The 13,126-nt window shown below is 61.3% G+C and carries 3 protein-coding genes; 2 read left to right on the top strand and 1 reads right to left on the bottom strand.

All coding sequences use genetic code 11. The features are described from left to right. Positions 1-278: 278 nt before the first annotated feature. Positions 279-7,151 (bottom strand): cell surface protein SprA, encoded by a 6,873-nt coding sequence (gene sprA, locus FJY67_02915; protein ID MBM3328409.1) that lies wholly within the window; start codon positions 7,149-7,151, stop codon positions 279-281. A 295-nt stretch (positions 7,152-7,446) separates the two neighbouring features. Here sprA and FJY67_02910 point away from each other — a divergent pair, with 295 nt between their 5' ends. Next, the gene (locus FJY67_02910) at positions 7,447-11,409 is read left to right on the top strand and encodes a hypothetical protein (GenBank protein MBM3328408.1); all 3,963 of its coding nucleotides are present in this window, start codon (positions 7,447-7,449) and stop codon (positions 11,407-11,409) included. Between the two features lie 84 nt (positions 11,410-11,493). Then, positions 11,494-13,126: hypothetical protein (locus tag FJY67_02905; protein ID MBM3328407.1), on the top strand; the 1,633-nt coding region annotated here is incomplete at its 3' end.

Below are 13,126 nucleotides of genomic sequence, written 5' to 3'. Positions count from 1 at the left end.
TTTCGCTTTCAATGCCCGGAGACGCGCTCCAAGCCGGAATGACCTCCCGATTTATGCCGGGAGGTGCCTAACCTTACAATATACGACCGCTGCGACGCCTCACAAAGCCCTTGCCAACAGATGACTCCACTTCCCCGCATTCCAACCTTAAGCCTTAAGCCTCCTCAATGTGGCGGGCGGACGCCTCGTCCGCACGCACCACATCTCCACGTCATACGCCAGACGCGGACGTCTGGCGTGCACGAAACCCCGCATTCCGACCTTTAGCCTTGAGCCTCCTATCCCCGAATCGAGATGTTGACCCGGAAAGAGAACTCCTGCGACCGCGTCCGGCCGGTCAGGAGATTGCGCTGGACGTTGTAGGAATAACGGAAGCCGCCCCGGACGGCGTTGGAGAAGGCATACTCCATTGACGGCGAAAGGCTCCACGAAGCAGTCTCGGACGAGAGCGAGAAGGGCGCTCCGCCGGCCGACCCCTCCCGTTTCGATAATTGGTTGTTATAGGTAAGGTTGAAGGTCGTGTTGTTCTTCAGGTCGAGCGACTTGAAGATGTAAAGCGGTATCTTGAAACCGCCGCGGGCGGTGTAACTCCCCTGCACCTGTATGCTCTGCGTCGTCGAACGGTTCTTCACCGCATTCCCAAGCCGCTCGTCGGTAACCTGCTGCGACCAGTTGTATCGCGCGCTCGATCCGATGCCGTTCTTCCAGGCGAAGTTGATCCCCAACAGCGGCTGAAAGTTCTTCTCGTAGGCGACGTTGTTGGTCCGGCGCGCCGAATCGGGACTGGCGCGCTCCCAGGTCTCGGTCATCGTCCCCCGAAACGACTGGTCGAGCGTCACCGAACTGGCGATTTGCTCGATAAAGGGCAGTTTCTCCCAGCCCGACCAGCGCAGGGTGTAGTTGACCAGCGGAAACTTCTTGATCGATATGCCGTCGTCGCCAAAGTATTGGAAGACCGTTCGCTGAAAGGTGCCGTTCTCGCGATTGCCGACCGAGCGCGAGTTGACGATCTGGTATTCGAGCGTGGTGAAAGCGAGGTTCCGCGTGATGTCATACCCACTCGAAACACGGTGCTCCTGCCGGTTGCTGAAACTGTTGCGAAAGAGGTAACCGGGCACCGTCGGCAAGCCGGTATCGCGGGTGAAGCCGAGCCGGTAGGCGAAGTCAGCCTGACCTTCGGCGACGGCGTAGTTCCGGGTGTCGTTGGCAAGCGTGAAATTGTAGGAGATGTCCTTCAACCGCTTTATACCGCTTTTCAGCAGGTCGAGTGGATTAGGCGGGGTGATGAGCGGCTTCTTCTCCCTGGCGGTATCGGATGGAGCCGCAGATCCCTTGCCGCCCGTGGTGTCTTCCGTCGCCGGAATTGGACTTTCGCTGAACTGTTCAGGCGGCGGAAAGTCCCCGGAAGCCGGGTCCCAGCCGGGGGTCCCCGGGTCGGCGAGTATCTCGCCGCTCTGTGGATCGAACTGCGGCTCGCCGGGCAGTGTGCCTCCGGGCTTGCCACTGCTACCGCCCTTGCCGCTGCCGGGAAAGCCGGGCTGGCCGCCGCCCCAACCGGTGCCGTTGCCCGGACCGCCGGGAGCCTGCCCTTTGGCGCCTCCGGCGTCGCCTCCCCACCCGCTTGTGAACTGCGTCAACCGAAAGGTGAGCGTCGTATTGAACGTGCTGCCTACTCCGACGCCGCGCGCACCCGGATCGGTCAGGTTGGTCCAATTCCATTGGTAACCCGAGCGATAGTTCGCCTCAGTGCCAAGCCAACTTACGAACTGCGGCGTAAACGACGCCGAGTAACTCTGGGTCAGGGTGTTGTCGATGAAATGGTAGTTGAAGAGTTTCCAGAAAACTTCGCTCTCGATGCGCTCGATCTCACGCGCCAGATCCTGGCTATACCGCAGCGAGTCGAAGACGGGAATCGTGTCCCGCGACCAATAGGCGCTGCTGTCGAGCCTTACGAGGCCGCGCGCGATGCGAGCCCGGGACGAATCTTCCGGTATCCGGGTAGCGCCCTGCGAGCCGTTGAAGTCGAAGCCGAGGATCGGAAGGAGACGCCACGATGCACCATACCGGCGGGTGATGTCGAACCTGTAGCCCTCGACCAGTCGTCCGGTGCGTGGCTTGTTGGCGTCGAGCGATTCGGTGCCGTCGCCCGAAATGTTCACTGACGCCGGAAGCGGCCTGAGCATCGTTTCGGAGAACTTTCCGATCACCGGCCAGTTCTCAGCCCACCGGAGCCACGGCACCTCCCACGGCTTCTCAAACGATAGGCCGTAAGAGGCTTCTCCGCGCTTGCTCCCCCGGTAGTTGAGATTCGTCCGGTAGTCGCTCCGCCAGGCTTCGCTGTAATTGCCGCCCATACTGAGCGGATCGAGCGTCCAGCGAATCCAGGGCGATTCCGACTTCTTGCTTTTGGAGAGGTTGAGCGAGAGCGAATAGGTCTTGCCGGTCGCGATCATCGAGTCGAGCGGCGACTCGTAGGTCCGATCGACGGCGAACCGGTCGCGATTTAGAATGGACCGTCCAAACTTGCCCCATAGGTCGGTTTGCTCACCTTCCAGTGCTGAGATGCGCACATCGCTGTTGGGCTTATACTTTGGGACCGCCATATCCTGTCGAAACTCGCCTCTGAGAGGAATAGTCACCCCCCACCTCGGATCGAAAAACTCCCCCAACTGCAGGGTTGTCGAGAGCGCCCCGACGGCTTTGTCGCTCTGGTCGGAACTGGTGCGCTGGTTCAGGTTGTGAAAATCGGCCTGGCTCTGACTGACCGTAGCCCTTACGTCGAGAAACTTCGCCGCTTTGACGCTTAAGCCTCCGGTCGCCGCCCAGCCCGGATCGCGATGGATGTCGGAAACGCGCAGTTCATCGACCCAGACCTCGATGTTGTCGAGGGCGGTGATCTCCTGACCATGGTTCTTGATACCGATGGCGAGGGCGCGGACGTTGCGCAGCGACGGCTCGCCAACGACCCGGATCACGTCGCCGTCGGGCAGGATGTCGTAGTCCCTTAGCGAGTCTTGTTCGCGCAGGAACTTCAGCCCCGAGAGGCGGTCGATCTCAATGTCGATCAGGTTCTCGTCAGCCCAGCCCGGACGCAGGCGCTGGGAATACTCATAGTAACGTGCATTACGGGTCGTCGTATCCTCCGCGAAGCGGACAAACATCTCGATATCGACGTCGCGCCCGTAGCGGTCCTTTAGCAGCCCGGAATAGCCTCCGCCGCGGACGAACATCTTGATCCGGCGGTATTCGAGCAGGTTCAGTTGCTGACCCTGCGGAAGAACCTTCCAGATGGTGCCCGACTCCCCCGTTCCGAGCCGGTTGACACGGACAACGAGCGACTGTTCCTTGGCGCGCAGCCCCGAGACGGGATCGATCTCACCGGCAACCCCCGGCGGCTGGACTTGATTATACTCCGGGTTGTCGTGGGTGTTGACGACCGCTATCGAGACCGGGTCGTAGGTGCTGCCGCCGCTGGTAACCGGGCTTTCCCGCCACTCGTTGCCGACGATATCGAACGAAGCGATCTGAATTGCACCGCGGTTGGGAAGCCCATTGAACCAGAGTCGGACGAATTCGATCTGGGTCAGGCTCGCCCGCCCGATGGTAAAGCCCAGGGTGTCCGCAAGCGGTATCCGGTATAGCCTCCAGCCGGTGTCGCGGCCGTCGGCGCGACGCCCCAGACCGCCGACGATATAGCGGTTCTGGTCGCCCTCGGTGAGGTCGATCCGGTAACGGAAGTATTCATTGTTCTGATCGAGGAAGTTGTTACCGTTAAGGTCTTCGGTATCGGGAACATAGCCGCCCTCGAGGACTACCCCCGAGCCATTGCCTTCGCTGCCGTTAATATGCGAATAGTCGCTCCGGGTCGAGAAACTGTAACTGAAATCATCATAGGAGGGAAGCGGCGGCTGATCGAGGCCGTTGATGGGGGCGGCGTCGGCGGGATCGGTTCCCGCAACGCCGTCGATGCCGGTGTCTTCGCCGGGGTTCAGGATGCCGTCTCCGGTCTGGAATCCGGGGCGAGGCTTGTCCTCGCTGTTCAAGCGCCCGTCGGGAATGACATCCTCACTGATGCGGCCCAGGTCGATATAGATCGACCCGTTCACCGCCGTGCCGCGATGCAGCCAGATTTCGATGTACTTCGACTGTGACTGGTCGGAATATCCCGCCCCGAGGTAGCGCATAATCCCCCCCCACGACTTGGTCGGGTCGATCCCATCAGGTAGAGCGGCGCCCCACTGCGTCCACCAGGGCTGAAACTCCACCTTCAGCACATTGGTCGTCGAGTTCTGAGCCTGAGTCTCGCGATCGGGCCAGATTTCGCTCACCTTCACCGGATCGGGCTCATACCAGATCACCCGCCCGCGCTGACGGAGCCACCGCCCCCCACCACGGGAGTCCTCGGTAGGGTAGGAGGCGTGGTTCCATTGCCGTCGCGTCAGTCCGAGCGGTGTGGCGCGCTTGATCGACTCAAAGTCGTCGATGTAGGCGACGCCGCTGTTGTCGCCCGTTGCCGGGGAGTTGAGGTTGTTCGGGTTGGGGAGCACCTGAGCCACCTCCGCCGAGACCTCGATCGAAGAAGGCGCATCGGTCGATAGCAACGGCAGCGCATTGACGGCAGAGGTGAGAAACGGAGCGCTGAAGTTGAGGCGGGTATTGAGCCCCCAGACGGTGTTGCTGAGCGGTTCGCCGCCGACCCGGACCCGGGTGTCGAGCGTCTTCTGGTTCAAGTTGAGCAGCGTCCCGGCGAGGAACGAGTTGTTGCCCAGATCATACTCAGCCCTTATTCCGAGCATCGTCTTGGTGTCGAGTTGGAAGAGTTGCCCCTTCTCATAACGGATTTTCAGGTCTGCACCCGGCATTAACGCATCCCGGCGCAAGATGGTGAGCGTCCCCGAGAGGTAGTCCACCGTGTAGTCCGTTCCGCGCGAAAGACGCGCTCCGCTTAGCAGCACTTCCTCCGAGCCCTCCAGGACGCCGATGCCGAGGTCATAGGTGGCGCTGGTGCTGCTGTAGGTTACCTCGATGCGAAAGTCGCTCGGCACCTGATTCAGTTGCTGCTGGACGGTGTAATAGAGGAGCGAATCGCGCTCCACAAGCAGAACCGGCCGAGGCACTCCGCCCTTGAACCATCCTATCGGAGCAAAGGGCTGCAGGTCGGGGAAGACGAGTTCGCCCAGAGGGAAGTTGACGAATTTGCCGTCGATCCTGCCGTCTTCGCCGGGGCCGGAGGTGGTGAACTGATCGAGGCCGAAGATAGCCAGAAAGGTCCGCTGATTGCCGGCGGCGTCTATTCCCGTCTCGGAGCCTTCCCCGGCCTGTCCGCCCGACCGAAAGAGGATGCGCCCGTTGAAAGCCTCCTCGTTGATCGAAGTGGACCGCAGGTCATAGACGTTGCGCCACATCAGCGGCCAGGTGACGTCGGTCGGCTGAGGCGAAGCCCGTTGGATCAACTTTAGAATGAACGGGTTCTCTTCGGTATTGTCGGCCGGGCTGGGATCGCCGAAGTTGCCGCGCGAAGTCGTGTAGGAGACTGCCAGCGTGGTTCGGTCGTCGATCGAGCGGGTCAGGCGAATGTAGCCGAGGTCGCGGTTGAAGGTGTAGTCGATCTCGGGCTGCAGGAGCAGGTAGTTGCCCTTGATGTGCCCGTCGTCGGTCTGCATACCGGGCCGATAAGGCTCGCTCGGGTTGACAAAAGCCCAGCCCGGGACGGCGTTTTCGTTCTCCGGTGCATTGCCGATTACGGTCTTATAGACATCGAGCCGGACGATGGTCGGCGCAAGCGTCGTATCGACGACATGGTTCAGGTTTGCGTCGAAATGGCGGAAGTTCTCACGGTAATCCAGGTCGAGGAAGTAGTAACGGTACTGGATAAAAGTGTTGGGCAGAATGGCTATCGGACCGCCCGAACGGGCACCGCCGGAGATTTCGATCTCGTTCTTTTCGCCTTTGTCGAGGCTGGCGATGGTGGTCAGTTTGACCGGCCCCAACTGCGACTCGGTCTTGAACCCGAAGAGTCCCTTATGCTGATTGGAGGCTGAGATCAGGCTCGCGCCGCGAAGCGAGAGATCGACGTTGCCGGCTTCGACCGACTTGACGATTTCATCGTCGTCGCCCTTGTAGCGAACCCGGAGGCTGTTCTCGAACTCGAACAGTTTCTCCGAATCCTGATCGATCTCAACCGAAACCTTCTCCCCGACCTTGCCCTTGATGTTAAACTGCTGCTTCTGATCGACCTTGAAAACATAGTTCGTCGGGCTGCTCTGGTTACGGGCGATCTCGTTCTTGCGTTCGGTCGTCAAGCCGCCCGAGACCTCGATGTTGCCGGTTACCGAGAGGCCGATGTTGGAGCCGCCGAAGATGCGCTGGGCGCCCGGCGAGCGAAAGACCGGGATTTGGATGTCGATGCCGGTGCCGCTCTTCTCGACCGACTTGGGATACTTGCCGAGCACCGTCTTGCGGCGCGACTCACGGTCCGCGGCGCGGGCGCGAAAGCGGAGATAGTCATCCGGCGGAAGGGCTCCCGAGTGAGGCTGCTTTAAGCCCGGAAACCGGTTGGTCAGGACCACGTAACCGGTGCTGCTGTCGTAGGCGCTCTTTTGTTCAATGGTCAGATCCAGGGATCGGACGATGGTCGGATGAACCGGAACCGGGCGCATCCTGGCGCTATCGGCAGGGGCTTCGGAGAGGGTACCGGGCGGCCCGGTATCGCTCCCGGTCACGCCTGCTGCCGTTCCCGATGGCAACGTTCCCGAATCCTTCAGCGGCGCCGGACGACCGGTGTCAGGCTGAAGGAGTCCGGAGGTGTCATCCGGAGCGAAGGTGCCTAAAGAATCATCGGGAAGCGAGTCGGAAGGTGTAGGAAGGAGCGAATCGGACGGCGCCTGGTAGCGCGCGCTCTCCTCCGGCTGCAGCGAGTCTGCCTCAGCCGCAGCGCTATCGGCCGCCGCGGAAGTGTCGATCTTCGTTGTATCGCGAGGCGACGACGAAAGTCCGATCCGGGGGGGAAACCGGACCGGATCGATCAGGTGGTCGTAAGGCGATACATAGCGAAAGCCAACCTCTGCTCTTGCTATACCGAACGATACCAGTAACGCGAGCAGACCGGAGCGATATATCCGGCCGCCGCCGCGCACCAACCCCGGGGACACGGACGAAAATGACCTTGCGCTAATTGAATGACCGGTATCGAACGGTTATGTCAGTTCCTTTGGCTGTGAGTAAGAGTGAATTATAAGGAGGTCGAAGTGCGCAACGAGGTATAACACACAATTTACCTTTCCGACGACGGCCTCGCAAGCCCTTGCCAAACGACCGATTTCGTATTAACATTATGGCGTTGAGGGAAGCGCATCATACGCCCCGATCTTCGCGCTTCAAACTTCCCTCGCGCGGCATCCGTCTCTCGTTCGATACTCCCGGTTCTTCGCTATTCAGGAGTCCCTTATGGGCCTTTGGGCGCGGATCACTCTGCCGATCGTCGTCAGCCTTCTCGGATTGTTCACCTCCTCACTTGCTCTCGAGCGCTCGGGCACTGCCTCGCCCGGCGGGGAGACTTGGCGTCGTTCGGACTCGCCGGTCATAGTCACCGGACTCTTCCGGGTCGAGCGGGAAAGCCGGCTCGATATCGAGCCGGGGGTTACCGTTCGTTTTGCAGCGGGAGCCGGCTTGATGGTTGAAGGCGACCTCGTTGCGCGAGGCGTTTCGGGCGACTCGATCCGGTTCACCGGAGAACCCGGCGGCGGCGACTGGAGCGGTATCTCCATCCGGGGGCAAGGCGACGAGCCGGCTTGGGACGAAAGCGGCCAATACCGCAGCCGCGGGTCGGTTCTCGAATACTGCATCATCGAACAAGCCGGAGTAAAGGGTCTCGAGTTTGGCGCGCCACTTGAGATGATCTCGGTCTCGCCGCTGGTGGCACATTCGTCAGTCCGGAAATGCCGGGCTGTCAACGGGACCATCCGGGTCGTTCAAAATGCCCGGCCGATGATTCGTGATTGCCGCATAGCCGGCAATCGCGCCGCTCGCGGCGGAGGACTCATGTCGTCGCTCGGTGCCCTACCGGTCTTGAGGAATAATGTCTTCACCGGCAACCGTGCCGACGACAATGGCGGCGCCCTCTATATCAGCCTTGCCGATGCCGAGATAACCCGCAACTACATACATAACAACAGCGCCGGTTCGTCCGGCGGGGCGCTCTACGCGGTCCGCTCGGCCGATCTTAAGATCGCCTCCAACACCTTCGCCGGCAACAGTGCCGTCGAGCGGGCTTCGACCATTATCTTCACCGAGCAGGTCAATGCAGAACTTACCGGCAATGCCTTCGAAAGCCCCGGCGACGCCATTTATCTTGAAAAAGCGTTGCTCGACATCAAGGCATCGCGCAATTGGTGGGGCGCACCGCCGGGCCGGTTCAAGTTCACCGACATCATCCGCGACCGCAATGCCGACGCCGGCGAGCCATTCGTCCATACCGATCCGCCACTCTACGCGCCGCCCGATATTCTCCCCACCAACCCGCTCGCCGTCCGGAGTATAATACTTTGCCGCAGCGATGCCTACGATCGTGAAATACCGGTCGGGGTCGCGGACGGAGCCCCCCTGCGCATCCGTCTTGAAGGCGATGACGCCGACCCCGAGATGCGCAATATCATCGGGCTGGCGATCACCTCGACGCACGACCCGCTCGGGATAGTGGTTCCGCTCTACGAAACTGCAGCCGCTTCCGGAGTCTATACCGGCCGCGCCGATATGGCGCTCAAGTCGAGCCAGCAGACTTATGTCATTGGGGACCGCGATGGCGGCGAGGTGGTACTGCAGGCGCTCGGCGCGCCCGATGTCCGGAAATTCTATCCGACTATTACCCCCAAGCCGATGGTGAGCGATTTCGCCATCGCCGGAAGTTCCGACTTGATGCACCTGACCGACCACCGGCCCCGCTTCACCTGGAACTACTTCGAGGTCGTCGAACGCCCGCAGAAGTCATTCCGTATCGAACTGAGGAATGGACGCGGCGAACCCGCAGGAAGTTCCGGCGAAATCCGCGCCAAAGATCAACAATTCGTCAGCAACTTCGCTCTCGATGACGGTGAAACCTATACTGCGACGCTGACCGCCTTCAGCGGCAAGTTCTGGAGCGAACCGGTCGAACTCGCCTTCCGGATGAACAGCCTTCCTACCGCTCCAGCCGTTTTGGCACCAACCGAGGATGCCGTTCTCCCTACTGACCAGCCGGCACTCGAAGCCGTCGCCTCGCGTGACCGGGAGAGCGACCCCCTCACCTATCGCATGGAGGTTGCCGGGCTTAGCGGAGCGATGCTCCTCCCTTCGCCGGCTCTGGAAGCGAAGGATGACCTGGTGCGCTGGACGCCGGCCGCCCTGGCCGAGAATGGCGCCTTCCGATTCCGGGCTCGTGCGGTCGATCCTTTCGAGGAGGGGCCGTGGAGCGAGTGGCGCAATTTTGCCGTCAACACCAGAGAAGAGCCTCCGGCACCATTTGCCTTGCAATCGCCGGCCCGGGAGGCGACGATCTTTGACCTATCGCCTTCCTTTCGCTGGGAAGCCGCGTCCGATCCCGATCCCCAGGCTATTGTCACCTATCGCCTCGAGGTCTCCCGTTCGCCCTCTTTCACCGACGCTGTCGCTTATGAAGGCAGCAACTCGGCGACGTTCGATCTCCCGGTCGAACTCGCCAATGAGGCTGACTTCTATTGGCGGGTGAGGGCGATCGACAACACCGGGCTTTCGACCGAGTCAGACGCTGCGAGATTTCGCATCGTAACGACTCCCTCAGTGCCCGTATTGACCGCACCGCTCGCCGGCACCGATGAGCGCAAACCGGGTGCGACGCTAACTTGGAAAGCCGCCGTCGATCCCGATCCGAGCGACCGGCTGGTCTATGACGTGCGCATCTATGCCAATGAGGGCTTTACGGAGGTGAAAGCGCAATTTGACGACTGTCAGGCGACCTCGCTGGCGCTCGAACAGTTACCCGGTATCGACGCTCTCGCCGACAACACCGTCTTTTACTGGGCGGTGCGGGCACGGGACAATCACGCCGCCGCTTCGGCGTTCAGTCGGGGCGGGAGTTTCTTCTTCAACAAGGTGAATGACCCGCCATCGAAGCCTGCCTTGACCGGACCGACTGAGGAGTTGGTCAAGTCGGTCAAGGTTTCCTTCAGTTGGACTGCCTCGTCCGATCCCGATCTCTCAGACTCGCCGTCGTCTTTGGTTTACGAATTACAGGCGACTCCGTCCGGTTTCGACGATCCTGAAATGCGCACCGTTTCGTCGCCGGCCGGTGCAACTTCGCTGGTGCCAACCCTCGCCGACAACACCCTCTGGAGGTATCGCCTCCGGTCTCGCGACGACGACGGCGCCGTCTCGGACTGGACGGCGGTCGGTCAGGTGCTCGTCAACGTCGCCGAAGATCCGCCGACCGCTTTCACCCTTCTTTCGCCGCCAGACCGGGCTGAAATCGCCACCCTTGACGAGGTGTCGCTGACTTGGAAACCGGCAACCGACCCCGATTACGGCTCGTCGGTTCGTTATCGGGTCGAATTGCTTGGGCCGCTCGGCAAGACCTACCGGCACGAGACCGTGACGACCGAATGGACCTTCACCGAAGGCCTTGAAAACGAATCGACCTATCGCTGGAAGGTCATCGCTATCGACAACACCGGCCTCGAAACCACAGCCCGCTCGGAATTCACCTTCGCTGCCAATTCGACGCCCTCGCTGCCGCGGCCGGTTACTCCCTCCGGCACCACCCTCGACCGCGATGGCGAACTGACCTGGTCGGCGTCGAAAGACCCCGATCCCCGCGACGTTGTAACCTACATTTTGCAAATCGCTGCCGACGGGAAATTTACATCCCCGCTTCTGTCGGCAGCCGGCTTGGGGAGCCAGCGCGTTGCGCTCACCGCGCTTGCCGGGCACGAAAACCTGCGCGAAAACGAGCCTCACTTCTGGCGCGTTCGGGCGAACGATCAGCGCGGCTGCGCGTCGGCTTGGTCGCCCTCCGGCGAAATCGTCGTCAACCTCCGCAACGACCCGCCGGTGCCGTTCCGGATCACCTTCCCGGTCGAGGGCGACACCCTGCCCGGCACCGAACTGAAGATCCGTTGGGAAGCCTCGCGCGATCCCGACCCGGGAGCAAAAGTTACTTACACCGTAGGCCTTGCCGGCGACGAAGAGTTCGCCGAGGTGCTGTTCCAGATGCGCCGCCTCGACGGAACATCTTACAACGTCCCGCCCGGCATGCTCGAGCCGGGGAAGACCTACTATCTGCGACTGTCGGCCGATGACGGCGAAGGCGGTGTAACCTACGGATCAGCCACTGACTCCCGGCCGCTGAGGTTCACTATGAAACCGGCACCAACCGCGGTTTCCTCCGGAGGAGACCGGTAGGTTCCATACTATCTCTTGACGGCAGGAAGCCGATGCACCTGCCGGTTCGTTGACAACCTGCCTGAAGTCAAAGGATCTGGAGAGATGCCTGACCTAACTCTACTTCGACTGCCGGACCTTCCGGTTGGATTTGTCCGACGCCAGCGTCCCGCACTCAATGCCTGTTTGGTGTTGCTCATATTGGCCCTTCTCGGTGAAGTGACTCCGGCTTTGGCCGTGCGTCACCTCACCTTCAGCCCCAATCAATACGCAGCCACAGTCACCAACAACGGCTTCATTCCGGAAGCCGACATTTCCTACGAGATGTGGTTTCGGACTCGAGCCAGCGGCGGCCTGTTCGGCATCGTCGCCTCGGATCCTGACGTGCGTGACTGGGATCGCTGCCTGACCATCGATCAGGGACGGCTCTACCACTACGTCTGGCGCAATCGTGAAGGCACTGAGGTGATTCAGAGCCAGGGGAACAACTTTAACGACGGCAACTGGCATCACGTCGCAATCGTGCTCGACAGCCAGCGCGGTCATTATATGTTCGTTGACGGGCAGCAGCAGGCTCAAGGCAACTTCCGCGGTTCGCTCTTCGATTGGGCCGACCGCTGGGTTATCGGCTATTCGATGCGGCCGGGCGTCGGGCAGCAATGGTTCAACGGCGACATCGACGAATTCCGCTTCTGGAACATTGCCCTCTCGCCGAATCAGATCCGGGAGCGAATGGCGATACCCTTGGAAGGCGACGAGCAGGGCCTCATCGCCTATTACCGGATGAACGAGGGTCAGGGGCAGGCGGTAGCCGACGATTCGCCCAACGACAATCCGCTCCGACTGGGCAATGCCGCCGGTCAGGACAATTTCGATCCTCGCTGGAGCGAAGGCGGAGCGCCCATTTCCGGTGCCATCGGTGAAATATCGGCTCGGATGCTTAACTTCCCGCCACTCGGAAGGGGTCGTGCAGCCACCATGATTTTGACCCTGACCAATCGCGCCGAACAGCAAGGTGACCTCTACCGTCTCAACTATCGCTTCACCGATCAGGGCGGAGATCCGCGCTGGCTGACGATTGACCCGGCGGAAGGCTCCATCGAAGCCGGCGAAGATGTGGACATCACCTTTACCGCTAATGCGGAAGGTATCGAAGCCGGCGATTACCGCCGGACGGTCCGGCTGGTAACCGATGGTCGCGGGCTGCTTGCGCTGGATATTCCGGCTTCGATCACGATCACCGCCGGAAGCGGGACGATCCTGGGACGGGTGCTCGATGCTGCCAATGGTCGTCCGGTGGCGGATGCTCGCGTACAGGCCGAGGGCGATTTCGAGATGGCCGCAGTTACGGATGGGGACGGCCGCTTTGCCTTTGCCGACATTGCAGCGTATGCCTATCGATTTGTGGTTACGAAAGTGGACTACCTTCCGCTCCAGACCGCTCCAGTCGAGGTGGATCCGGGAGATGAAGTCTCGGTTGAGTGGAATCTCCTTCACAGCCGGCTGGTGCCGGACCCGGATGCGGTGGTGAGGTCGATCGCGCCCGACGACCGTCTCGAGGTCGCCCTGACCCTCGACAACCCCGGCAACGGACCCCTCACCTGGTCCGTCGTCCGCCAGTTCCCCGGAGCCGACGCCGACCCCTGGGACCTCCGCCGCTCCCTCAACGTCGGCGCGGCCCTCAACGACGACCGCATCGAAGGCGCGCTCTTCATCGATGATCACTTCTACCTCGCCG

The sequence above is a fragment of the Calditrichota bacterium genome (assembly GCA_016867835.1).
Taxonomy (GTDB): domain Bacteria; phylum Electryoneota; class AABM5-125-24; order Hatepunaeales; family Hatepunaeaceae; genus VGIQ01.
Note: the sequence above shows the minus strand (reverse complement) of the source record. Positions and strands in the feature narration are given on the sequence as shown.